Genomic DNA, 23,974 nt, shown 5'->3' with positions numbered 1-23,974 from the left:
CCCGTGATCATGCCCGCTTCCGAGCACAACGCGATTCATCCATCCACAGGCCCACTCCCCATGGTTCGTCCCCCGGGAATCGCCATCTCCCCCTCAAACGCACGGAGAACCTGCGGATACCCGGGGGACGAACACCCAAGGCAGTCAGGACGATAGGGCGCGGATCTTGCCGAGGACGTCCGGGTAGCGTTGCAAGTGGGCGCCGCCGTTGAGGTCGAAGGCGGAGCCGGTGATCCACGCAGCCTTCTCGGAGGCGAGGTACGCGGCCATGTCGGCCACCTCTTCGGGACGGCCGCTGCGACCGAGCGGGGTGTTCTCGAGGTACTCGTCGACGAGGCCCGGCACCAGCGCGAGACCTTCGGTGAGGGGCGTGTCGACGAGGCCAGGAGAGATGGCGTTGACCCTGATCTTGCGCGGCGCCAGTTCGAGGGCCGCGACCTCGACCAACATGGTGACCCCGGCCTTCGCCGCACAGTAGGCGCCCATCCCGGCCCCGGGTTGGCGACCGTTGAGCGAGGAGATCACCGTGATGCTGCCGCCGTCGACCATCCGCTGCCCGGCGTGCTTGAGCACCAGGAACGACCCGGTGAGACATACGTCGATGCTGGTCTGCCACTGGTCGAGTCCCAGTTCGGTGAGCGCTCCGGGAACGGTGAGACCGGCGCAGCTGACCACCGCCTCGAGTTCGTCGACTGACGCGAATCCTGCGGCAACCGACGACTCGTCGGTGACATCCAGGGTGACCGCACGGCCGCCGATCTCCTCTGCCGCGGCGAGGGCGGCGTCGCTGTTCACATCGGCGACCACCACCGAGAACCCCTCGGCAGCAAGCACCCTCGCCGTGGCCAGCCCGATGCCCGATGCGCCGCCGACGACGACCGCGGTGGGTGTCATCGTGGCACCCCCTCAGCGGCATCGGCCCGATCGCCGGCGAGGTGGCGGGTCAGGAAGGCTATCTGATGGGCGACCGCGGGTTCGAACCAGTCATTGCCTTCGAAGACGTCGAAATGGTCGCAGGGGTAATGCCGAACCTCGGCGCGCGCCTTGAACCCGGCCTTGGCCGCAGCATGTGGTGGCGCACCCTGGTCGAAGTCCGCGATCTGCATGAGCACTGGCGCCGTGACGTTCTCGGCGGCCTTGTCGGCGCGGAAGCTGCCCAGTTCCAAGCCAACCGAGGCGTCGACCTCGTTGCGCCATGACGGCCCCGCGATGGCGAGGTAGCTGTCGTAGAAGCCGGGCGAGGTCAGTGCGGCCTTCTCCCCCGGCCGGCCGACGACCGGCATCATCGTCGGCGCACGGCCGGTCTTGACGGCCAACGTACTGCCGATGCCGACCGCGGTGGAACGCAGCATGGCGGCGGCGCCAACCTGCGGGTAGTGGTGGATTCCGGCAGCGAGCCCGTTGACGAGCGGCACCATGCTGATCACCGCCGCGATGTCGGTGCGGCCGCCGCCGACGATGAGCGCATGACCGCCCGATTGCGATATCCCCCAGAGAATCACCCGCGTGGGATCGACTCCCGGTTGACGCTTCGCGGCGACGATGGCCGCACGGTAGTCATCGGCCTGACCGGTCATCGAGATCCGCTGGCGCGGTGCTCCGTCGGATAGGCCGAAGCCGCGATAGTCGAAGGCGAACACCGCCAGACCCGCGTCGGCGAGCCGACGCGCGTACGGTTCGAGGCCGGAATCCTTGGTGCCGGCAAAGCCATGCGCCATCACCACGACGGGACGTCCGGAGGGCGCATCGAAGGCCGAATCCGTTGCGCCGGCGAAGAACCAGGCGTCACACGCGGTGCCGCGCGAATCGAAGGTCACGGTCTGTCGGTTGATTGTCATTCCTGCGCTCCCGCCGCCACCGCGGTCCGCTGCTGCGCGCGCTCGCCTACCCGCGACCATGGCGGGCTCCCCTGCGCTGCTGCACGTTTCATCCCGGACGGAATCTCCTTGGTGCGAATGTCGTGTTCGTAGAGATAGTGGTCGAGTTGTTGAGTGTGTCGCGGGCGGTCCAGCATGTGTCCGGTGAAGAACTGCATGTCCTCGGCAATGACCCGTCGCATGTCGTCGACACCCGGTAGCCGATAACGGCCGACCGCGTAGGCACCGATGAGCCGCGATTGGCATTCCACGAACGGGAACAGGGTCGGCGTCGCCTGCGCGAACCCGGCGAAGACGAGATCGTCGATGCCTGGGTAGAACATCCGCTTGTAGAGGTCGATGCGATTGTCGGGCGCACTGATGAAGTCCGGATCGAAGAACGGAAAGGTGATGTTGTACCCGGTTGCGTAGATGATGATGTCGAAGTCATCGGATGTGCCGTCCTCGAAGTGCACGGTCGAACCGTCGAGTCGGGAGATGTTCGGTTTCGGGATCACATCACCGGATCCGAGGCGTAGCGGCAGTTCCACCGACTGCGTCGGATGTGCCTCGAAGAACTTGTGATTCGGCGTCGGCAGGCCGTAGTCCTCAGGTCGACCAGCGGTCATCGGCTGCATCACCTGCATGAACTTGCGCTGCCACGACCACGGGATGTACGGCGAGGTGTGGTAGTACTTGTCGGCCGGTTGCCCGGCGAAGTATTTCGGCACGATCCACGCGCCCGAACGAGTGGACAGCGTGAGCGTGTTGTCGAGCGCCTTCGACGACAACTCGACCGCGATGTCGGCGGCGCTGTTCCCAAGCCCCACCACCAGGATTCGTTTGCCGGTGAAGTCGTGTGGGGTCTTCGGATCGATGTAGTGGTGGGCATGCATCTCGAGGCCGTCGAAGGTGCCCGGGAAGTCGGGCAGGCGCGGGTCCCAGTGATGGCCGTTCGCCACGATCAGCAGGTCGAAGTAGCGGGTCTCACCGCACTCGGTGGACAGTTCCCAGCCGCCCTCATCGAGCCTGCGGGCGTGGGTGACACCGTTGCGGAACTCGATGTTGTCCAGCAATCCGAAGACCTCGGCGTAGGAGTCCAGATACGCCTTGATCTGGGTGTGGTGTGGGAAGTCGGGGTACTCCTTGGGCATCGGGAAGTCACGGAAGCTCAGCTGATGCTTGGAGGTGTCGATGTGCAGGGAACGATAGGCGCTGCTGTGCCCGTTCGGATTGCCGAAAGCCCAATTTCCCCCGATCCGATCCGAGGATTCGAAACAGGTGTACGGCACGCCGTAGTCCGCCAGCATCTTGCCGGCGGTGAGGCCGCTGATGCCAGCCCCGATGATCGCGGTTCGCGGTAGGTACGTGGTCATGTTTCCTCATCGAACGGCCCACAACGACAGGCAGTAGACAGATTGCATATTCTGTCTACCGCATCCGGGCTGGCGAAGTGGACAGAATCCGGGATTTGTCTACGATTTGCTAGGGTTCGGTTGTGAGCGAGGCATCGACCGACAGCCGTCCGACCAGCACGGTGAGCGGCCGACTCCTGGACGCGACGGAGAAGCTGCTCGCCGACAAAGGAATTCGCGCCACCACGATGCAGCAGGTGGCCGAGACCGCGGGAGTTTCGCGCGCGTGGCTCTATCGCCACTTTCCGGACAAATCCACGCTGATCGGCGCCGCGATCGTGCGATTGAACGAATCGTTCTGGTCCGGTGCCGTCGGCGAACTCGATCGAATCGAGGGTTTCGACCGGCAAGTGGCAGCCGGGGTGCGGATCGGACGTGGCGCCTACGACGACCCGGGCACCTTGCTGATGCGCCTGCGGACCGAGGAGCCCGACGACTTCGCGGCGTGTGCCGGCGCGGGTGTCACCGGCCTGGTACCCGATCTGTCGGCGTTCTGGCGCCCGTACGTCGAAGCGGCCACCGACCGTGGCGAGATCCACCCCGCCCACGACCTCGCCGAGGTCTCCGAATGGGTTGCGCGCGTGCTGATCAGTCTCGGGACGGTGCCGTCGGAGACCATCGACCCCGACGATCCGGACGCGGTGCTGCGGCATGTGCGGAGATACCTCATGCCCGGTTTGCGGGCTGATCCGCGGGACGTGGCGGGTGGTCTCGATACGCCGCTCGGCTAGCGCCTCGCGACTACTCGACCAGCAGTACAGAGCGCGACCCGACCAGCAGAACAGAGCGCGACCCAACCAGCAGTACAAAGCGCGACCCAACCAGCAGTACAAAGCGCGACCCAACCAGCAGTACAGAGCGCGACCCGACCAGTGGTTGGGACGCAACCCCAGGCAGGGCTTGGGGGTCCGGATCAGACGCCGACGGACGTGAGCCCGAGCTTGCCGGCCAGTTTCGCGAGGTACCCACTCGCCCGCTCAACGCTGTCGTCGGGCAGTCCGTAGAGCACCTGGGTCACGCCGATCTCACGCCACTTCTCGAGCTTCTCAGCGACCGGCTTGAAGTCGAGGACCACGATCTGCGGATCGCCGGCCCGCCCCGCATCGGACCAGATCTGCTTGAGCAGGGTCACGGAGCCCTCGATGTCGTCCTCACCCGGAGTGGTGATCCATCCGTCGGCGCTGCGCGTGATCCACTTGAAGTTCTTTTCGTTGCCGGCCGCACCGACCAGGGTCGGGATGTGCTGTTGGGGTTTCGGCCACGCCCAGCTGGTACCGAAATCGACGAACTCGCCGTGGTATTCGGCTTCCTCGTCGGTCCACAGCGCGCGCATCGCCTCGAGATACTCGCGCAGCATCGTCCGGCGACGCTTCGGTGGCACGTTGTGATCGGCGAGTTCGTCGAGGTTCCAGCCGAATCCGACGCCCAAGGTGAGGCGTCCACCCGAGATGTGGTCCAGCGTCGCAAGCGTCTTGGCGAGCGTGATCGGATCGGACTGGACCGGCAACGCAACCGCAGTGGCCAGCCGAATCCGTTCGGTCACCGCGGCCGCAGCGGCCAGCGAGGTCCAGGGGTCCAGGGTGCGCATGTAGCGATCGTCGGGCAGTGTCTCGTCGCCGGTCTGCGGGTGGGCCGCATCGCGCCGCGTCGGGATGTGTCCATGCTCGGGCACGAAGTACGACGCGAAGCCGGCCTCCTCGATCAACGGGGCCAGCACCTGGGGCTTCAGCCCACGGTCGCTGGTGAACTGCACGATTCCGAATTCCATGGACCCTCCCGCGCGACGTCGCGATCGCGGCCGCCCACACCTTGGACGGCTGACTGGACACCAGTCTAGGTGACTTCCTGCCCGAGGACCAGGGTTTGCCGGACGTCGCGGAAGATTCCTTCGCCGGCGCTTGTCCGGCTGATCGCGTCGGCCGCCAGCACCACGGCCGCCGACGTCCAGCAACTCTTCTCGACCGGCCAGCGCTTCCCGTCGGAGAACACCAGTCCCGTCCAATAGGAGCCGTCGGGGTCGCGCAGATGCTGGATGGATTCGACCAGTGTGATGGCGTCTGCGGTGTCCCCGAGCGCGTCGAGCGCCAGCGCCAGCTCACACGTCTCCGCCCCGGTGACCCACGGCCGGTGGTCCACGCACCGGATACCCAATCCCCCCACCACGAATTCGTCCCAGCGGCGGGCGATGTGCTCCTGACCCGCACGTCCGCGCACAGCACCACCGAGGATCGGGTAGTACCAGTCCATCGAATGATCTGACGGCGGCTCGAAGTTCTCCGGGCGCTCACGGATGACGTTGCCGAGCGCGGCATGTGCGGTCGCCCACGATGATTCCGGCTGCCCCATCTCGTCGGCGATCCGCAAGGCACAGTCGATGGCCTGGAAGATACTGGCATTACCGGTGATCTGGGCCTGGTCGAACATCGCGCCGGTGCGATGATCGCCACCCCAGCGGAACGCGCCGTCGGGACGTTGGAACTTCATCACCAGATCCATCGCCGACCACACCGTCGGCCACATCTCGTCGAGAAACGCGGTGTCACCGGTGATCAGATAGTGATGCCACACCCCGACCGCGATGTAGGCACAGAAGTTGCTGTCGATGTTCGGGTCCTGCACGCGACCCTCGATCATCCGGATCGGCCACGACCCGTCCTCGCGCTGATGCCGCTGCGACCACGCATAGGCCGCTTCGGCCTCGGCGATCCGACCGGTCACCGACAGTGCCATCGCCGACTCCACATGGTCCCACGGGTCGGTCTGACCACCCGGAAACCACGGCAGCGCCCCGGAATCCTCCTGCATCGCCGCGATCGCGGCACCCGTGGCGTCGACCTGCTCGGCGGTCAGCACCCCCGCGATCGCCGGTTGCGGTGTCACCTGCCCGCGGCGTCGTCGCCGGCGTTGCCCGGCTTGCGCAGGTACAACGCGACCGACTTGCCGATGAACGGGTTGAGCACCTGCTCACCGACTCGGGTCAGCCACGGCTTGCTCATCATGTCCCACACCAGCAGCTGGTGATAACCCTTGACCAGGAAGTTGTCGTTGTTCTCTACGCCCACAGCGCATTTGATCCACCAGTACGGCGCGTGCAGAGCATGTGCGTGATCGGTACCGGTGACCTCGAGGCCGGCTTGAGTCAACTTGCCGGCGAGTTCGGACGCCTTGTAGATGCGCACATGGCCACCCTCGACCTCGTGGTACTCGTCCGACAGCGCCCAGCAGACCTTCTCGGGCCAGTACCTCGGCACCGTCACTGCGCCGACGCCGCCGGGCTTGAGGATGCGCACCATCTCGGCGATCGCGGCCTCGTCACTCGGGATGTGCTCGAGGATCTCCGACATGAGGACCACGTCAAAGCTGTTGTCGGCGTATGGAAGCCGCAGCGCGTCACCGACCTCGGCGCGCGCCTTGGCATCGCTGGGCACATGGCCTTCGGCCATCATCGCGTCGAACATCTCGGCGACGTCGGCCATGTCCTGCTCGGACTGGTCGAAGGCGATGACGTCCGCGCCACGGCGGAACATCTCGAAGGAGTGCCGGCCCTGTCCCGCCCCGATGTCGATCGCCTTGGTCTGCGGACCCACCCCCAGGCGGTCGAAATCCACTGTCAGCACGCGTTCTTCTCCTTTGTGTCGATCCGGTGTCGCGCGAACGGCCTTCGGCGCGCCAGGTCACCGCGCAGTGGTGAGTCCCGAGCCGCTCTGTTCGGCGCCGACCCGCTGCAGCACTGTCTCATAGTGTGCCGCGGTTTTCGCGGCGACCGCCGCCCAGCTGTAGCGTTCCTCCACCCGGCGGCGGCCCCCCTCACCGAGTCGACTGCGCAGCTCCGCGTCGTCGAGCAGCCGTTCGATCGCCTGCGCCAGCGCACCCGAGTCGCGCGGCGGCACCAGCATCGCGGCCTCCTCGCCGGTCCCGACGACCTCGGGAATCGCGCCGGCCCGGGTGGCGACGAGCGGCGTGGCACAGCTCATCGCCTCCACTGCGGGCAGCGAAAACCCCTCGTACAGCGATGGCACACAGGCGACCTCGGCGGAGGCGAGTAGATCTGCCATCTCCTCGTCCTCGAGACCGGAGACCACCCGCACCTTGTCCCGGATGGCGAGATCGTCGATCATCTTGGCCGACGGGCCGTTCGGGTCCAGCTTGGACACCAACACGAGTTCGACGGCGCGCTCGGCGCTGAGTTTGGCGACCGCCTCCAGCAGATACGAGACACCCTTCAACGGTGCGTCAGCACTTGCGACGCAGGCGATCCGACCGGGCACGCGCTCCACACCAGGCTTGAACACCGCGGTGTTCACCCCGAGCGGGATCGTGGTGATGCGGCCCGACGGGATGTCGAAGGCCTTGCGGATGTCCACCTCGCTGCTGCGAGACACCGTCAGCAGCTCCGGAATCCGTCGAGACACCCGACCCTGCATCCGCAGGAAGGAATGCCAGCGCCATGCGGTGATCTTGCGCCAGCCCTTGGCGGCTTTCACCGCGAGCGTGCGGTCGCGGGTGATCGGATGGTGAATCGTCGCGATCAGCGGGAAACCGGCCTTCTGGATGTCGAGCAGACCGTAACCGAGACACTGGTTGTCGTGCACGATGTCGAAATCGTCGCGCCGTTGTCTCAACAGCCGCGCCACTCGAAGGCTGAACGTCAGCGGCTCACCGAAACTCGCCGTCCACATGGAGCCGACCTCGAGGGCGTCAATCCAGTCGCGGTACTCCCCGGGCCGCGGCGTGCGGAACGGGTCCGGTTCGTCGTAGAGCGCCATGCTGGGCACCTTGGTGAGCTTCACGCCCGCGTCGATGGCCACCTGGTCGAGCTCGGGATAGGGCTGCCCGGAGAAGATTTCGACCTCGTGTCCGAGCAGCGCGAGCTCACGGGACAGATGCCGGACGTAGACCCCCTGGCCGCCACAGTGCGGCTTGCTGCGATACGACAGCAGTGCGACGCGCATCCCCTTACACCGGTTCCATACCGGCGGCGGTCTCGAACTCGGTGACCGCGACGATCTTCACACGGCGACGACCGGCCGACTTGCCCGCATCGCGCTCGGCGGCGTCGATCGCCTTCCAGCCGGCCAGATCGATTCGTCGCGCACCACGATCGGCGACGATGTCGGCGACATCGTCGCGTACGACCGCCGGCGTCGACAGGGCGCCGTCGACGAAGTCACGCAGCACCGCCTCCGCGGTTTCCTGCCCACATATCCGGTTCATCCCGATACCCCCGGTTGCGCCTCGTTTGATCCATCCCGTCACGAACAGGCCGGGCATGACGTCTCCGTCAGCGGCCGCCTGCACCCGCCCGTCCGCGTTGGGCACCACACCCTTGACCTCGTCGAACGGCAGGTCCATCACCGGCACACCGCGATAGCCGATGGCCCGCAGCACCACTCCGGTAGGCAGCTCGAAGCGTTCGTCGGTCGGTGTGACCGCGATCCGTTCGGTGCCCGGCGCGTAGGCATTGCGCACGCAGGTCAGCGACTCGACATGTCCGTCGCCGCCGATCTCTACCGGCGAGACCAAGAAGCGGAACACGATGCGACGGTTGCCGTCGGTAGTGGGTCGTTCGGCGAACTCGCGGGCCAGCCGGATCTTGGTGGCGATGGTCGAGTCGAGCGTGTCGTCGTCGAGCGCCGCCTCGGTGGCGGCATCGAGGGCGAGGTCGTCGGAATCGATGACCACATCGACGCCCTCGACGTCACCGAGCGCGAGGAACTCGCTGTTGGTATAGGCGGCCTGCGCGACACCGCGCCGGGCCAGCAGGACTACCTCCCGGACATTCGACTCCCGCAACGCGGCGAGCGCGTGGTCGGCGATGTCGGTCTTTGCCAACTCCTCGGGATCGCTCACCAGGATGCGGGCGACGTCGAGGGCGACGTTGCCGTTGCCGATCACCACCGCCCGTTCCGATGACAGGTCGACGTCGAGGTCGGCGTAATCGGGATGGCCGTTGTACCAGGCGACGAACTCGGTGGCGGGAATCGAACCGGCGAGGTCTTCGCCCTCGATACCGAGCCGCTTGTCGGTCGCGGCGCCGACGGCATAGATCACCGCGTGATAGCGCTCGGCGAGCTCGGCGTGCGTGATGTGCTTGCCGACCTCGACGTTGAGGAAGTACTGGAAATTGCGTTTGGCCGCGGTGGCCGCGAAAGTCTTCTCGACTCCCTTGGTCGGGGCGTGATCGGGCGCGACGCCGGCGCGGACCAGGCCGTAGGGCGTGGGCAGCCGATCGAACATGTCGACCTTGACCTGGGGTTTGCGCACGAGTTCCTCGGCGGCATAGAAGGCCGCCGGGCCGGCGCCGACGATCGCGACGTGCAGCTCACCGTCGGGCAACTGGGGTGCCTTCTTGGGCGGTACGAGCCCACCTTCGACGTCATGGTCCTTGTAGTAGTCGGCGTTGATCTGCAGATAGGGCTCGTCACGCTCTTCGAGCTGGTCATCGGGCAGGATCGCCTCGACCGGACACTCGTCGATGCACGCACCGCAATCGATGCAGGTCTCCGGATCGATGAACAACATCTCCGCGGTGAAGAACTCCGGTTCGTCCGGAGTGGGGTGGATGCAGTTGACCGGACACACGCTGACACAACTGGCGTCGTTGCAACATGGTCGGGTGATCACATGCGCCATCTGCTGTTTCCTCGAAATCCGACACGTGGAACGTGTTCTAGTTTTTCCGTCCTGAGTATCTTAACTGTAAAGATACCGGCGGCCGAAAGTAGGGACCGAGTGAGCGCCTCACCCAGCGGGATGGACAGCCAACCACTGCGGGATCGAAAGGATGGTGCACGGCACTTCGAAGTCGCCTACCGCGTCCGCACCGGTGACATCGACCAGCAGATGCGGCTACGACTCGACGCGGTGGCGCGCTACCTGCAGGATGTTGCCAACGACAACATCGAGGCCACCGACTACAGCCACAGCGATCCCTTCTGGATCGTGCGACGCACCGTCATCGACGTCATCCGCCCCATCTCGTGGCCCGCGACGGTCACCGCGCAACGATGGTGCGGCGCGCTGTCGACTCGCTGGACCAACATGCGAGTGCGTCTCACGGCCGAGCACGACACGAATCGGTTCAATCCGGAGCCACGGGAACCGGGCCTGATCGAGACCGAGGCGTTCTGGATCAACGTCAACGATCAGGGGATGCCGTCGCGGATCAGCGACGACATGCTCGAGATGTTGTCGTCGATGACCGACGAGCACCGGCTGCGCTGGCGGTCGATGAACCCGGACAAGGCGCCCGCGGCCGACGAGGTCTCCATCCCCGATCGCGTCCATGTCCTGCGCATCACCGATTTCGACCCGTTCAAGCACCTCAACAACGCGGCGTATCTGGAGGCGGTCGAAGACGAGCTGGTCGAGCATCCCGACCTCGCCGACGTTCCGCACCGCGCGGTGATCGAGTATCTTCGGCCGATCACGCCGGGTGTGTCCATCACCCTGCGCCGCGTGCGCGAGGCCGACCGTCTCCTGGTGTGGATGCTGATCCCCGACGCCGACGGCCAGCTGGTGGTGGCTGCGACGGTGTCGGTGACGAAGCTGCCGCCGGGGTGAAGAACCGGACGGTGAGGTAGCACAAGCGCTACACTGTACTGATGACGACCGTGGGACTGCGCGAACTGCGCCAAGACGCCTCTGAGCTGGTGCGACGAGTCGAGGCCGGCGAACAGATCACCATCACGGTGTCAGGTCGTCCGAGTGCTCGCCTCGTCCCTGCGGCCCCGCGAGCCTGGCGCCGGTGGCACGACATCCGCGACCTGTTCGCCGGTCCCGCCGACGCCGACTGGGCTACCGACCGCGAGACCATCGATCACGCTGTCGGTGATCCGTGGCTACCTCGGTGAGGGCGATTCTTGATACCAGCGTGGTTCTCGCCCCCGATGTTGGAGCGCTCGCAGGCGAGCTGGCGTTGAGCGCCATCACGGTGGCAGAACTGCACTTCGGTGTGCTCGTTGCCAAAGACGCAACGTCGCGGGCCGAGCGACTGCGGCGGCTGCTGATCATCGAGCGATCCTTCGATGCGCTGCCGGTCGACGAGGCGGTTGCAGCCGCATACGGCAAAGTGGCTGCTGCCGTACTCGAGGCGGGCCGGCAACCTCGCGCACGCTCGCTGGATCTACTCATCGCGGCCACCGCACATGCCCACGACGCGCATCTCTACACGCGCAATCCGGCGGACTTCGTCGGTATCGACGAGTTGGTCCGGGTCATACCGGTCTGAGCGAACCCGTCACTGACCACCGCTGAGCAGCAGCTCCATCAGTTTGATCGGGGCCGCGCACGGGTCGGCCGGTACCGCCGACGTGCGGGGTTCGACCCACCAGGTGAAGACGCCCCGGCTCGGTGCGCGTGCGGTGACCCCGCAGACGGCCGGGCGATCCGGGTCACGCTGCGTGAACGCGGCCTGGCTGGCGACCTTGATGTTCTCGGTCTGGTAACCGAGTTCCTTGGCGGTGTCCTTCTCGACGTTCGGATCGCCCCACTCGAACCAGTTGAAGGTGACACCGGCGGTGGTGGTGCCCTCGACGATCCATCGGCAGATGGCGCCGTTGAAGGTGCCCCGGGCCACCGTCCCGCCCACCGCGTCGGCGATCTGCATCGGGGACAACACCGAGCATTCGAGCAGCAGATTGTCGAACTGGTCGGTGTCGACGTTGCCGGGTTGCTGATCGTCGGCGGCGCCAACGGCGACCGGGGTGCCGTCGACGCTGCAGCCGGTCGCCATCCCCAGGCTCATCAGCACCGCGGCGAGGACCGCGAGCAAGCTGCGCCTCATGACGACCGCTCGATCGACAGGCGCGACAGCTCGCGGGCAGCGTCGCAGATCTGTTCGGTCGGCGGTGGCTGCTCACCGAGGAGCGCCTGCGTACCGGCGCTCACCGACCATTCGAAGAAGTCGGCGCCGAACGCGATGCCGATTTCGCAGATGCCGACGTCGGAGGCGATGAATCCACGGTGCCCGTCGATCTCGACGTCCTTGGTCGATTCGCGGGACAGTTGCTCGGTGGCGCGTTCGCGCCCGATCGGCGAACCGCGGTACCAGTTGAACGAGGTGACGGCGCCGGTGCGGTCACCGCTGCTGTCCCATTCGCACACCGATGGGTTGTTGACCGTGTTGGAAAGGCCCGCGAATTTCGTGATCCGGGTGACCTCCTCGGTGGTCAGCCCACCACACTCGCCGAAGAACGGCCCTGCGCCGGCCTGCGCCGGCGCTTCGGGGGTGTTGGGCGATGCCGGGTCGTCGGAGTCACCGGAGCCACCCGAGCACCCGGTGAGCACGACAGCGATGATCGCCGCGGTCGCGATGAGGAACCCATCACGCATCCGCAGACGGTCCAACTCACGGCGTTCGCGTTTGGTGGGCCGACCGGCGCCGCGGTCGCGTCGGGGCTGACTGGCCAGGACCTCGCGTGGCGGCGGTGGTGGGCTGCGGTCGATGAAACATTCGGCGGCCGCGGGCGCGGAGACACGCTTGGCGATCAGCTTGGTCACCTCGACGATCCGTTCGTGCCCGTGCAGGCGTACACGCACCTCGTCGCCGATGCTGACCGGTTGTGCCGGCTTGGCGGTGACCCCGTTGACGCGGACGTGCCCACCGCGGCACGCCGCCCCCGCCGCTGATCGGGTCTTGGTGAGCCGGATCGCCCAGATCCAACTGTCGACGCGGGTGGCCATTGCTCCTCTGCGTTGGTCGCTGCTCGGGGTTGGTCGCTGCTCGGGTTTACCGCTGACGGGTCAGGAAGTAGTAACCGGCGCCCCCGGCCACCAGGCCGATGATCAGCGCAGGCCAGAAACCGAGAACCAACCAGAGCACCGCGAACACCACGATCGCCGGTGACACCGCGGCCACCGCCATCCCGGGATGCTGACGTACGACCTCCGACACCGCTTGACGTTTCGCTGGATCTACCGCCATGGCTCCTCCTTGGTGCGGTCGGTCAGGTGAGACTGATCGATGCCTCCACTGTAGCCAAGGAGAGTGACTTCCCCCCGCTGACGCCGCGGCGTCAGCCCTCGTCGACCGACGACGAACCAGCATCACCCCCGTCTGTGGCGGCGTCGTCGGCGTCGGACTCGGTCGAGTCGGTGTCGGTCGCATCGGTGTCGGTCGCATCGGTCTCGTCGGCGGACTCGGTGGCGTCGGCGGCGGCGGACTCGGTGTCGGCCGCTTCCGTCTCGGTCGCGTCGTTCTGCGAGGTGTCGGTGGTGTCCGCTGAGTCCTCACCGGGGTCCGTCGACTCCGCGGGAGCTTCGGTGGTGGGGTCGTCATCGGAGGGGGTGTCGGCTGTATCGTCCGCGCGGTGCTTGCCGACGTACTCGGGTGTTGCGTCGGCGGTCCGGTGCTTGCCGACGTACTCCTCGGTCTCGTCGGCAGCGGACTCCGGCTCGGCCTCGACCGGATCACTGAGCGCAGCCATCCGTTGCATCGTCGGCTCGATGACCGGCGCCTCGCCCTCGCTCGACGCTAGAGTGACGCTCGACGTCATCGACGAGCTGGTGTCGGGGATGACGAACGGTCCGGCCGATGGGATACCGAAGGGGAACTCGATGTCCGGGATGTGCAGCACCGGCACGATCTCCCCGGTGTCGAGCGCACCGAGTGTCAGGATCGGCACGCCGAGATGGTTCGGACGCTCCTGCCCGTTCACGGTGACCATCGGGTTGAGGGTGAGTTGCTGACCGAGCCAGTTGATGGTGGTCGATTCCTGCGTGCCGTAGTCACTCGTGAAGCGCACGAAGTTGCCGCTGAGCAGGTCGTAGTCGCCGGCGAAGCTCAGCCGGGCGAAGTCCTTGCTGAGGGTGAAGGGTTCACCGTTGAGCAGCTGGGTGATGACCTGAGAGAACACCCCCGAGGGATCGGTCAGCACCGCCGACGGGTCGGTCAGCGCGAACTGGACCTCGCCATTGGGTTGTGACCAACGGAAGTCGAAGGTGCCCAGCACATTTGCGCAGGCGCCGACGCCCTCCGCGTACGCACCGGTCAGGCCGCCGTAGCAGCTGACCTGTTGCACCGCGGGAATCGCCGGCAGGTCGATGCCGAGGATGTTGTCGCTGCCCAGCAGGGTCACCGGGATCTCGTCGGTGGTCCAGGCGTTGGCCATACCCAGGATCGCGAACGAGACGGCTGTGCGGTCTCCGCTCGCGCCTGCGGTCGCCAGGCTCACGGGGAGATACGAAATCGCGGTGGCGTCACCGCCACCGGATGCCAGGGCGAACTGGAAGCCGCTGCCGATGACCTTCGCCGAGCCGTCGGTCACGGGCGCGTCGGGGATCGGGATGTCGATTCCGGCGACTTGCGCGGCGCCCTCGGCGACCGTGTAGGCGCCGTCTTCGATCACGTACTGGGCGTAGGCGGCGAGGTAGGCAGCGTAGTTCGGGAAGTCGCCGGGTTGTGGCTCGACTGGCGGATTGTTCAGATAGTCCTTGGTCCCGTTGTAGAGAATGTCCGTGTTCGACGAGTCGTTGGGATCATCGACGCGCGGAACGAGTTCGATTCTCGTCGGCATGATGATGGCGATCCCGGTGCCCGTCGACTGTGAACAGTCGGCGCCGCCGCTCGTTCCGCCACTCGCGCACAATTCGATACGCAGGGCCTTCAGGGCCTCCTGCGTGGCGGCATTGTTCGCGATGCCGCCGATGATCTCACCCAGTTGGCCCGCCGGATTGTCGATGTCGACGTTGCCGACACCGGGGATCGGGATTGTCACCGCCTCGGCCTGCGCCGGCCCCATCATCTGCCCCGCACCCACCGCGGCGACGGTTGCCAAGGCGGCAACGCCGGCGGCAGCACCGTGGCGCCTCTGCTTGCGGTTGCGCCGTCGTTGCACCTTCTGCGAACGCCGAATTCCGTTGCCGCCCATGTTGGTCATCCGTCCCAATCCCCTGTCCACCAGATGTGAGCGCGCTCATTGAACCATGTCCGAATCGTGCGGTGTGCGATTTCAAAGAAATGTTCAACGGACTCAAACAGCGGCCATCACCTGGGCCGGGACCGACACGCCGCGCGTTCACCACCGGGTGCGGGTCAAGCGCTCCCCTCGCTCGGCGGCGTCGGCGGCGCATCCGAATCCCACGACCCATCGGCCGTCGGACAGTTCGACGCTGCCCAGCATCATCGGGGCCGGCAGCGCAGCAAGAAACTCGCCCAGGGCATTCGGGGACATCACCCACACTTCACCGGCGATCTCGCGCCCTGCGTCTGGATCCCGCACCAATCCCGGCTTGGCGGGAACGGTGTCCAACGCCACCAACCGGTAGCAGTCCGCAGTGCTCACCTCCCCCGCCCACCGCGCCCCACGCTCGGACAGTTCGTGGGTGAGGGGGCCGCCGCGCATGTGTGCACCGAACACCGCGAGTTCCACCGTCGGGGCGACGGATTCCGGCCACGCGGCACCGGGGGTTTCGGTACGCAACCGTCGGGCCAGATCCATCACGACGGCGTCCTCGTGCGAGCGAGCCAACAGCGTGATGCCGAATTGCGCTTGTGTTCGGTCTGTTTCGTCAACGGTTCCCGCAGGCACAGCGACACCGCACAGATCGAAGAGGTTGCAGAAATTGGTGTAGATACCCATCCGGGAATTCACGCCCACCGGGTCGGCGGCCACCTCGGCCAGACTGGGGTGAGCCGGCGCGGTGGGCACCATCAGCGCATCCGCGTCACCGAGTTCGGCCATTGCCTCACGTCGCAGCGTGGCGAGCCGGGACCGCGCCGCCAGCAGGTCGACTGCACTGAACCTGTCTGCGGCGCCGATGATCCCGGCGACCACCGGATCAAGTCCGGCGGACTCGTCTGCGCCACGCAACCACCCGCCGACGGCGTGCGCGCGTTCGGCCACGAGCGCATCCTCGTACAGCAGTCGCGCGGCGGCCAGAAACGGCGACAAGTCGATGTGCTTGATCCGCAGTCCGGCCGCCTCGGCAGTGGCAACGGCATCGGCAAACGCTGCACGCCAGGCATCGTCGAGCTCCGGCAGTTCGGCCGGAACCGCAATGGTCGGTTGTTCCGGTGCGGCCAATCGGCTCGCCGGGCCGTACGGCCGGGGCCCGGTCCCCACGGCCATCGCGGCCATCGCCCGATCGGCCAGGTCGAGGGACGTGGCGAAGATGGTCACCGTGTCATAGCTCTCACATGCCGGCACCACGCCCTCGGTGGAGACCACCCCCAGCGTCGGCTTGACACCGACGATGCCCTGCAGCCCGGCGGGCACACGTCCCGACCCGGCGGTGTCGGTGCCGATGGCGATGTCGGCGAAGCCGAGCGCCACCGCGACCGCCGAGCCCGAACTGGAACCACCCGAGATGTGTTCGGGTCGTCGGGAATCCCGCACCGCGCCATAGGGGCTGCGGGTTCCCACGAGTCCGGTGGCGAACTGGTCCAGATTCGTCTTGCCGATCACCACCGCCCCGGCCGCACGCAGCGCGGCAACCGCCGGAGCATCGTCGGCCGGGCGGTAGCCATACCCGGGACATGCGGCAGTGGTCGGCAGCCCGGCCACATCGACGTTGTCCTTCACGGCGAGGACCACGCCCGCGAGCGGCAGACCGCTGCCCGCCGAGGCGGCGAACTCGGCAGCCACCTCCTCGCGCGGGCGGAGCGTGATGAACACCTCGGGCCGGTCGGCGTCGGCGATCCGGCGGTAGATGTCGTCGATGCGAGTCATGCGACCTTCCCCTGTTCGATGTTCTGGGCGCCACCACGTGCCGCGAATTCTCCCTGCTGAGACCAGCGTTCGCGCTCCTGGTCGCGAGCGGACACCATCGCCGATCGGGTGGCCGAGATGGCGCCGGCGTTGACATCGAGGAAAGCCTGATGTTCGGCCAACGAGAAGCTGCCCTCGGTGATCCGCATACTGTCGCCGCGACCGGCGGCCACGTCGGCACGCATGTCGAGCAACTCGTCGGCGCTCACCGGGTACCAACTGATGCGGTCGAAGAACCGCAGCAGCCACGGGTGCTCGGCGTCGAAACCGGGTGCCGGCTCGGGGTGGCGGTGATTCCACACCTGCGTGGTACGGCCGACGAACTGGTAGCCGCCCGGCCCCTCCATACCGTAGACACATAGGTACGCACCGCCGATGCCGACCGCGTTCTCCGGCGTCCAGGTACGCGCCGGGTTGTATTTGGTGGTGACCAACCGATGTCGCGGATCGAGCGGAACCGCCACCGGCGCACCGAGATAGACGTCGCCCAGCCCCAGGACCAGATAGCTCGCGTCGAACACGATCTGGTGGACATCGTCGACCGAGTCGAGTCCGTTCATCCGACGGATGAACTCGATGTTCCATGGGCACCACGGCGCATCGGCGCGCACACCGAGCATGTAACGTTCGATGGCCTCCCGGGTGGCCGGGTCGTCCCACGACAGCGGCAACGACACCTCACGACTCGGGACCACGAGGTCCTCGGCGGCCGGCAACTGGCTCTCACACTCGGTCAGCCAGTGCTGCACGTCGCGCTGCGACCACACATCGGGGTCCACCTTGACCTGCAGGGACCTGATACCCGGGGTGAGGTCGATGAGACCGGCCGGCCGCTCGGCGGCGATGCGCTCGCTGAGTGCGTGCACGCGGGCCCGCAACGCGAGATCGAGCCGCATGTCGCCGTATTCGACCAGGATGTTGTCATCGCCGCTGCGGCGATAAGTGACCGTGGTGGCCCCGTCGGCGGTCGTGGTGGTGCCGAGTATGCCGTCGTCGAGGTCGCCGCCGGCGGAGAGCACGTTCACCATCCCGGCCCGTCGGCCCGGGCCGATCGTGGACGGTGATGCCGCATGCTCACTGCGCACGGCGACGAAGCGGACGGTGTCACCGGGTTTGAGCTGACCCAACTTCCAGCGTTCCGCGGCGACCACGGTGACCGGACAAACGAATCCGCCGAGGCTGGGGCCGTCCGGTCCCAACAGGATCGGGGTGTCGCCGGTGAAATCCAACGCCCCAACCGAGTAGGCGTTGTCGTGGATGTTGGACGGATGCAGTCCGGCCTCGCCGCCGTCGTCGCGCGCCCACCGCGGTTTCGGTCCGATAAGGCGGATACCGGTGCGGTCGGAATTGAAGTGCACCTCATACGCGGTGGCAAAGACGTCGTCGATGTCCTCGGCGGTGAAGAACTCCGGCGCACTGTGCGGTCCGACCGTCACGCCGAGTTCCCAGGTGTGCGTGAAGGCAGGCTGCTCGTCGGTCAGGACGCGACGCGACCGCCCGGTCGGGGTGTCGGCCGGTGTGAGCTCGTCGCCGTCGGCGAGTTTGCGGCCGTCCTTGCCGCCGAATCGGCCCATCGTGAAGGTGGATCGGCTCCCCAGGTAGTCCTCGGCCTCGATACCGCCGGACACCGCGATGTAGATACGCATTCCGAGGTCGGCGGCCGCACCCACATCGAGGACATCACCCGCTTCGAGTCGTACCGGAACCCACTGCGCGACCGGACGTCCCGACACGGTGACCGGGGCGGGCGCGCCCCCCACCGCGACGATGGCAGGGGCGTCGAACCGCAGGGCGGGTCCCATCATCGTCGCCTCCAGACCGGCTGCGGTGTCGCCGTTGCCGACCGCCTGGTTGACGAGCCGAAACGAGAGGTCGTCCATCGGCCCGGACGGCGGGACGCCGACTTTCCAGTAGCCGATCCGACCGGGCCAGTCCTGGATCGTTGTCTGTGGCCCCGCGCGGAGAACGGTGATGGTGGCCATGGGTTTCGAGCTCCTCGTGTTGGAAGGCAGTTCGGCGGTCAGGCCGAGGGACGGGTGATGATGACGCGCACCGCGGTCGGATCGAATCCGTTGCAGGGGTTGTTGATCTGCGGGCAGTTGGAGATCAACACCAAGGTGTCGACCTCGGCGCGCAGCGCGAGACGTTTGCCCGGCGCCGACAGGCCGTCGACGATGCCCAGCGAGCCGTCCGGGTCCACCGGCACATTCATGAAGAAGTTGACGTTGCCGACCAGGTCACGTTTACCCAGGCCGTGTTTCGCACCACCGATGAGGAAGTTCTCGACACATGCGTGCTGGTGTTTGGTGTGGTGGCCGTAACGCAGTGTGTTGGATTCCTGCGAACAGGCGCCGCCCAGGGTGTCGTGGTTGCCGACCTCGTCGTCGACAATCGTCATCAGCGCGTTGGACTCCTGGTCCCGGATCACGGTGCCCGTGGTCAGGAAGATGTTGCCCTGCGCGGCGATGGTGGCCTGCGCCGAGTACCGGACGGTGTGATCGTGGCCGCCGTAGAACAGGGTGTCCACGGCCTGGTTGCCGTAGAGGTCGACGATGGTCAGCACATCGCCGGCGGCGACGACGCCGGACCAGGGGGCGCGGTCACCGACGACGGCGTCGGTGATGATCTCTCCCGGGACGAGGGCGAGCTCGTGAGGGTCGGTGGGGATTTCGGTGGTGGTCATGCAACTTTCCGTTCAGGTGGTTGGTCTCGATACGTCCCGGACTCGCTGCGCTCACTGTGGGCTACTCGACCAGCGGACGGGACGGTGGGTATCGGATCAGAAATGGGCTGCGGCCCAAACGTCTTCGGAGTTCGCTACCGCCCGCTGGTATTCGGGGTCGGTGTCGGCGACGCTGCCCAGCAGGTCGTCGAGGTCACCGGTGGCCCGCCAGGACACGACCTCGAGCGGGCCGGTGTCGAAGGTGGGCGACGGATCGAGTGGATGGGCGGTGTTGACGACGGCCACCACGCACGGCAGGTGCAGGATCAACTCGACCGATTTGTCCCGCCCCGCCGACCCCTTCGAGGTCAGGGTGCCGTCGGGTTCGACGACAACACCGTGGAAGAACGACAGCGACGGCGCCACGTCGGCGGCAGCGAGTCCGTGTTTGGCCGCTGCGAGCGTGAAGAGCTCGCGTCCGGCTGGGGTGTCCGAATGTGCCAGTCCGTCACCGTATTTCGCGATGTTGCCGGCCAGCGTGCTGGTGCCGCACAGGGCGTCGTGGTGACCGGAGTCGTCGGCGACGACAGTGGCCAGCGCACGTCCCTGGTCGCTGAGCAGAGGGTGGCCGGTCGACAGGTAGGCCTGCCAGGGCACCTTGACGGTGTCGGCGACATTGAGCCGCTCCCAGGGGGCATCGGCGCGCCAGAGCAGGAGGTGCGCGCAGGCCGAGCCGGTGATGTCCCGCAGCCGCAGGCGCGTACCCCGGGCGAGCACTTTGCTGGTGTACCGACCGCCGGGCACCGTTTCCGCCCAGGTCAGACGGTCGGCGTCGACACCGGCCGGCGGGTTGGGCCAGTTGGCGGCGGGCACCACCGGCATCGAGTCGGTGATGGTGCCGGCCTGCGACCGGGCGTGTTCGCGGGCACCCGCCGTGGTGGCGGTGCCGTCGTCGTGGGTGATGGTGCTCATGATGTGACTCCTTGAGGGGATGCGGTCGGGTCGCGGGATCTCAGACCGGCGAGGTGACAGGCTTGGGATGTTCCTTGCCGCGGGGGAAGCATGCGATGCCGACCAGCACGGTGATGGCGATGCAGATCGGACCGGCCCACCGCAGGATCGGCATGTCGCCCGCGGGGTCGAACACCTCGGCTCGGGGCCAGGCGAGGTTGATGACCATGAGCGTGCCGTAGAGCACGGCCAACAGGTTCACGACGATTCCGAACCATCCCATGGTGAACAGCTTCTTGCCCTCTGCGTCGACGGCCGCCCGATCGGTGGGCCAGCCCTGGAACCGGCGGTACAGCATGGGTCCGGTCACCGCCAGGTAGGCGAGGTAGATCAGGATGATGCAGACGCTGGCCAGGGTGGCGAAGATCGCCGAGTTGCCGACGTTGACGAGCAGGATGCCGATGCACAGCACCCCGATCAGGATCGCGGGCGCGATCGGGGTTCCGGTGCGCTCGTTGACATGCGACAGCGTCTTGGAGAACGGCAGCCGACCGTCGCGGGCCATCGAGAACATCAGCCGCGAGCACGCGGTCTGGATCGCCAGGGTGCAGATGAAGATCGCCACCGCGACGTCGCAGAGCAGCACCTTGCCCCAGAAACTGCCGAGCACCGAGTCGAGCACGTAGGGCAGGCCGCCGGTGGCCAGCTGTTCGTCGAGCGTCGGGGCCGCCATCAGCGCACCGAGCAGCATCAGACCGCCGCCGATCGCGGACACGGTCAGCGCCAGCCGGATGGTGCGCGGGGCGACACGACGCGGGTTGCGGGTCTCCTCGGCGAGCTCGCCGGCCGAACCGAAGCCGACCATGACGTAGGCGGCCATCAGGCCGGAGACGATGAAAGCCCAGATGTAACCGGGCTGCTGGCCGGGGACGCCGGTGTCGAAGACGACGTCGGGGCCGCGCTGGGCGTGAGTGAACAGTGCGAGCACCACGGCGACCACGCCGACCAGCTCACAGGTGACACCGATGTTGTTGATACGGCTCATCCACGAGATGCCCACACAGTTGATGGAGGTGACGATGACCAGCAGAATCGAACCGAGCAGGACCGCGTTGGCCGCGCCACTGGTGCTGGTCAGGGTGGGGTCGTCGCCGATGATCTGGAACCCACTCCAGACCGACGGCAATACCACCTGCAGCGCGATGGCCGCGGCCGATGCGGTGACGATCTGGGCGATCATCATGAACCAGCCGCCGAACCAGCCGATCACCTCGCCGCCCATCCGCCGCGACCACTGGTAGATCGCGCCGGAGATCGGGTACCGCGCCGCGATCTCGGCGAAGCACAGCGCCACCAGGAACTGGCCCGCGTAGACGATTGGCCAGGTCCAGAAGAAGGCCGGTCCGCCGAAGCCGAAGCCAAGTCCGAACAACTGGAAGATCGTCGTCAGGATGGACACGAACGAGAAGCCGGCGGCGAAAGAGGCGAACTTGCCGAGCGACCGATGCAGCTGCTGGTCGTAGCCGAACTCCGACAGGTCGTCGGCGTCGCCTCCCGATGGTTCGGGCGGCACTGGCGGCGGCGTGATGGCGGTGGAGGTCATTGTCGTCGTCTCTCTGCTGAGGTCTGTGCGTCGGCTCCACGATGAGCGGCGTATCTGTCAGGTGATAGATAACCTTCGGCGAATTTCTATCAAGTGACAGAATTATTTCGTAGATGGAAACGCGCGCTACAAGTGTGTTACATCGCGCAGGTCAGCGGCCTGGCGGCTCCGCAATATGGGTGCGTTAGGGTGAATGCAGTCGGGTGTCGAGACCTCGACACAGGCAGAATCGAGGACCTCATGGCGTCGCGGCCGTCAGCATCGTCGGGCACCGCCGGCCCGGGCCGACCGCGTCTGGTCAAGCCACGACGGCACGGAGATTCCGCCAGCGAGGAGATCCTCGACGCGGCTGCCGAACTGTTCACCCGACACGGCTACACCGGAACGTCGACGCGGATGATCGCCGATGCGGTCGGGGTACGGCAGGCGTCGCTATACCACTACTTCAAGACCAAGGACGACATCCTCGCCGCTTTGCTCGCCACCACCGTCGATCCTTCGGTGGAGCGGGCCCGCGAGCTGCTGCAGGCCGACGAGGCGCCGCTTCACCGACTGTTGGATCTCGCCCGATACGACGTCACCCAGCTGGCCGCCGCGCGCTGGAACCTCGGCGCCCTGTATCTGCTACCCGAGCTGGCCGACGATCGGTTCGGCGAGTTCCGCGCCGCCCGCCAGGAACTCGCCGGCGCGTACGAGTCACTGGCCACGGCGGCGCTCGGCACCGCCTCGGACACCCGCGCGCTGCTGCCGTTCCGGCTGGTGGAGTCGGTGATCATGATGCGATCCGACGAGCAGCGCGGCGAGCTCGGCGACCACACCGTGGCCGGCCTGGTCGACACCATCGTCGGCGCCATCGAGATGCTCATGGAGCACACACCCAGCCACTGAGACCCGCTGGACCGCGCGCTCGATTGTTCTTCCCCCGGGTATCGGTTCGTTCTCCGGCGGCAGCTGGCGAGTGAAGCGATACCCGGGGGAGGAACCGCGACCTACCGATGCGCCGATCGCCGATAGGGTGTGAGCATGGCAGGCCGCAGCATGCGTTTCGACCCGATCGCCGAGGCACGACAGAACTGGGCGGACGCCGGGTGGGGGGACGTGGCCGACGGGATGGTCGCAGTGACCTCGATCATGCGAGCGCATCAGATCCTGCTGGCGCGCGTCGAGGGAGCGCTACGTCCGTACGATCTGAGTTTCTCGCGCTTCGAACTTCTTCGCCTGCTGGCCTTTTCACGACAGGGCGCGCTACCGATCACCAAGGCGAGTGATCGGCTGCAGGTGCACGTCACCAGCGTGACGCACGCGATCCGTCGGCTGGAAGAGGCGAAACTCGTCCGGCGCGTCCCCCACCCCACCGACGGACGCACCACCCTGGTGGAGATCACCGATCTCGGTCGTTCCACGGTGGAGGATGCCACCGCGACGCTCAACGTGGAAGTGTTCGGTGCGGTCGGGATGACCGACGACGAGATGGACTCGATGGTGAAAGCCATTCAATCGCTACGGCACAACGCGGGCGACTTCTGACGACAGAATCTGCTGTCGGTGTCCATCCGGATCACCTCTGAGCCTGCTCGGATGGATTATCCAGCCGACGGCGACGAGCGGTGATGCTCACGGACATGCTCCAGCGTCCGGGTCGCCGAACGAGGATCGACGAGCGCAGCGAGGAGGACCGGAGTGAGAGCGGGCCCGGCGCCATCCAGCGTCCGGGTCGCCGAACGAGGATCGACGAGCGCAGCGAGGAGGACCGGAGTGAGAGCGGGCCCGGCGCCATC

The 23,974-nt window shown here is 66.7% G+C and carries 24 protein-coding genes; 6 read left to right on the top strand and 18 right to left on the bottom strand.

Features of this window, described 5'->3' with window-relative positions; all coding sequences use genetic code 11:
* Positions 1-144: 144 nt before the first annotated feature.
* The 3 genes from VX037_RS15420 to VX037_RS15410 are packed head-to-tail and all read right to left on the bottom strand — an operon-like array spanning position 145 to position 3,232.
* Positions 145-894, bottom strand: coding sequence for an SDR family NAD(P)-dependent oxidoreductase (locus VX037_RS15420; protein ID WP_235723511.1), 750 nt, complete (start codon positions 892-894; stop codon positions 145-147).
* A complete protein-coding gene (locus VX037_RS15415; RefSeq protein WP_328714839.1) occupies positions 891-1,838 on the bottom strand; it encodes an alpha/beta hydrolase in 948 nt (315 codons plus the stop codon). Before VX037_RS15415 ends, VX037_RS15420 begins: the two co-directional genes overlap by 4 nt.
* Positions 1,835-3,232 (bottom strand): flavin-containing monooxygenase, encoded by a 1,398-nt coding sequence (locus VX037_RS15410; RefSeq protein ID WP_287015352.1) that lies wholly within the window; start codon positions 3,230-3,232, stop codon positions 1,835-1,837. The genes VX037_RS15415 and VX037_RS15410 overlap by 4 nt, the downstream gene beginning before the upstream one ends.
* Positions 3,233-3,354: 122 nt before the next feature.
* Between VX037_RS15410 and VX037_RS15405 the strand changes: the two genes are divergently transcribed.
* Positions 3,355-4,002 (top strand): TetR/AcrR family transcriptional regulator, encoded by a 648-nt coding sequence (locus VX037_RS15405; protein ID WP_235723508.1) that lies wholly within the window; start codon positions 3,355-3,357, stop codon positions 4,000-4,002.
* 182 nt (positions 4,003-4,184) lie between these two features.
* Here the strand turns inward: VX037_RS15405 and VX037_RS15400 are convergent, their stop codons facing one another.
* The 5 genes from VX037_RS15400 to VX037_RS15380 all read right to left on the bottom strand — a co-directional run bounded on the left by VX037_RS15400 (position 4,185) and on the right by VX037_RS15380 (position 9,904).
* Positions 4,185-5,039, bottom strand: a complete 855-nt coding sequence (locus VX037_RS15400) for an LLM class F420-dependent oxidoreductase (RefSeq protein WP_287015351.1) — start codon at positions 5,037-5,039, stop codon at positions 4,185-4,187.
* A gap of 65 nt (positions 5,040-5,104) precedes the next feature.
* Complete coding sequence (locus tag VX037_RS15395) at positions 5,105-6,151, bottom strand: prenyltransferase (protein ID WP_235723506.1); 1,047 nt, start codon at positions 6,149-6,151, stop codon at positions 5,105-5,107.
* On the bottom strand, positions 6,148-6,888 hold the full coding sequence (locus VX037_RS15390; protein ID WP_328714838.1) for a class I SAM-dependent methyltransferase: 741 nt from the start codon (positions 6,886-6,888) through the stop codon (positions 6,148-6,150). The genes VX037_RS15395 and VX037_RS15390 overlap by 4 nt, the downstream gene beginning before the upstream one ends.
* Positions 6,889-6,945: 57 nt before the next feature.
* Positions 6,946-8,223, bottom strand: a complete 1,278-nt coding sequence (locus VX037_RS15385) for a glycosyltransferase family 4 protein (RefSeq protein ID WP_328714836.1) — start codon at positions 8,221-8,223, stop codon at positions 6,946-6,948.
* Between the two features lie 4 nt (positions 8,224-8,227).
* Complete coding sequence (locus tag VX037_RS15380; RefSeq protein WP_328714835.1) at positions 8,228-9,904, bottom strand: FAD-dependent oxidoreductase; 1,677 nt, start codon at positions 9,902-9,904, stop codon at positions 8,228-8,230.
* 120 nt (positions 9,905-10,024) lie between these two features.
* On the opposite strand from VX037_RS15380, the gene VX037_RS15375 reads away from it, so the two are divergent.
* From VX037_RS15375 to VX037_RS15365, 3 genes are read left to right on the top strand one after another with little or no spacing between them, the layout of a single operon-like run.
* On the top strand, positions 10,025-10,834 hold the full coding sequence (locus VX037_RS15375) for an acyl-[acyl-carrier-protein] thioesterase (RefSeq protein ID WP_328714853.1): 810 nt from the start codon (positions 10,025-10,027) through the stop codon (positions 10,832-10,834).
* A 41-nt stretch (positions 10,835-10,875) separates the two neighbouring features.
* The gene (locus VX037_RS15370) at positions 10,876-11,124 is read left to right on the top strand and encodes a type II toxin-antitoxin system Phd/YefM family antitoxin (protein WP_235723502.1); all 249 of its coding nucleotides are present in this window, start codon (positions 10,876-10,878) and stop codon (positions 11,122-11,124) included.
* The gene (locus VX037_RS15365) at positions 11,109-11,501 is read left to right on the top strand and encodes a PIN domain-containing protein (RefSeq protein ID WP_328714834.1); all 393 of its coding nucleotides are present in this window, start codon (positions 11,109-11,111) and stop codon (positions 11,499-11,501) included. The genes VX037_RS15370 and VX037_RS15365 overlap by 16 nt, the downstream gene beginning before the upstream one ends.
* Before the next feature lie 9 nt (positions 11,502-11,510).
* On the opposite strand, the gene VX037_RS15360 is transcribed toward VX037_RS15365, so the two are convergent.
* From VX037_RS15360 to VX037_RS15320, 9 genes are all read right to left on the bottom strand, one after another.
* Positions 11,511-12,056, bottom strand: a complete 546-nt coding sequence (locus VX037_RS15360; protein ID WP_328714833.1) for a DUF3558 domain-containing protein — start codon at positions 12,054-12,056, stop codon at positions 11,511-11,513.
* Positions 12,053-12,955 carry a DUF3558 family protein gene (locus tag VX037_RS15355; protein WP_328714832.1) on the bottom strand — a complete coding sequence of 301 codons (903 nt, stop codon included), beginning with the start codon at positions 12,953-12,955 and terminating at the stop codon, positions 12,053-12,055. Before VX037_RS15355 ends, VX037_RS15360 begins: the two co-directional genes overlap by 4 nt.
* A gap of 46 nt (positions 12,956-13,001) precedes the next feature.
* Positions 13,002-13,196 carry a hypothetical protein gene (locus tag VX037_RS15350; protein ID WP_235723498.1) on the bottom strand — a complete coding sequence of 65 codons (195 nt, stop codon included), beginning with the start codon at positions 13,194-13,196 and terminating at the stop codon, positions 13,002-13,004.
* Positions 13,197-13,287: 91 nt separating this feature from the next.
* A complete protein-coding gene (locus tag VX037_RS15345) occupies positions 13,288-15,150 on the bottom strand; it encodes a hypothetical protein (RefSeq protein WP_328714830.1) in 1,863 nt (620 codons plus the stop codon).
* 138 nt (positions 15,151-15,288) lie between these two features.
* Positions 15,289-16,941, bottom strand: coding sequence for an allophanate hydrolase (gene atzF / locus VX037_RS15340; protein WP_328714829.1), 1,653 nt, complete (start codon positions 16,939-16,941; stop codon positions 15,289-15,291).
* Positions 16,938-18,962 carry a 5-oxoprolinase/urea amidolyase family protein gene (locus VX037_RS15335; protein WP_328714828.1) on the bottom strand — a complete coding sequence of 675 codons (2,025 nt, stop codon included), beginning with the start codon at positions 18,960-18,962 and terminating at the stop codon, positions 16,938-16,940. Before VX037_RS15335 ends, atzF begins: the two co-directional genes overlap by 4 nt.
* 38 nt (positions 18,963-19,000) lie before the next feature.
* On the bottom strand, positions 19,001-19,663 hold the full coding sequence (locus tag VX037_RS15330; RefSeq protein ID WP_328714827.1) for an urea amidolyase associated protein UAAP2: 663 nt from the start codon (positions 19,661-19,663) through the stop codon (positions 19,001-19,003).
* 96 nt (positions 19,664-19,759) lie between these two features.
* Positions 19,760-20,614 (bottom strand): urea amidolyase associated protein UAAP1, encoded by an 855-nt coding sequence (locus tag VX037_RS15325; RefSeq protein ID WP_328714825.1) that lies wholly within the window; start codon positions 20,612-20,614, stop codon positions 19,760-19,762.
* 40 nt (positions 20,615-20,654) lie between these two features.
* Entirely contained in the window at positions 20,655-22,196 is a 1,542-nt protein-coding gene (locus tag VX037_RS15320; protein ID WP_266061659.1) for an amino acid permease, read from the bottom strand.
* 240 nt (positions 22,197-22,436) lie between these two features.
* Here VX037_RS15320 and VX037_RS15315 point away from each other — a divergent pair, with 240 nt between their 5' ends.
* Both VX037_RS15315 and VX037_RS15310 read left to right on the top strand, forming a co-directional pair.
* Entirely contained in the window at positions 22,437-23,084 is a 648-nt protein-coding gene (locus VX037_RS15315) for a TetR/AcrR family transcriptional regulator (RefSeq protein WP_235723492.1), read from the top strand.
* Between the two features lie 135 nt (positions 23,085-23,219).
* On the top strand, positions 23,220-23,723 hold the full coding sequence (locus tag VX037_RS15310; RefSeq protein WP_235723491.1) for a MarR family transcriptional regulator: 504 nt from the start codon (positions 23,220-23,222) through the stop codon (positions 23,721-23,723).
* A gap of 56 nt (positions 23,724-23,779) precedes the next feature.
* On the opposite strand, the gene VX037_RS15305 is transcribed toward VX037_RS15310, so the two are convergent.
* Positions 23,780-23,974 (bottom strand): hypothetical protein (locus VX037_RS15305; protein ID WP_328714824.1); only part of this gene is annotated, 195 nt, incomplete at its 5' end.

The sequence above is a fragment of the Gordonia sp. Z-3 genome, assembly GCF_036233855.1.
GTDB lineage: Bacteria > Actinomycetota > Actinomycetes > Mycobacteriales > Mycobacteriaceae > Gordonia > Gordonia tangerina.
Note: the sequence above shows the minus strand (reverse complement) of the source record. Positions and strands in the feature narration are given on the sequence as shown.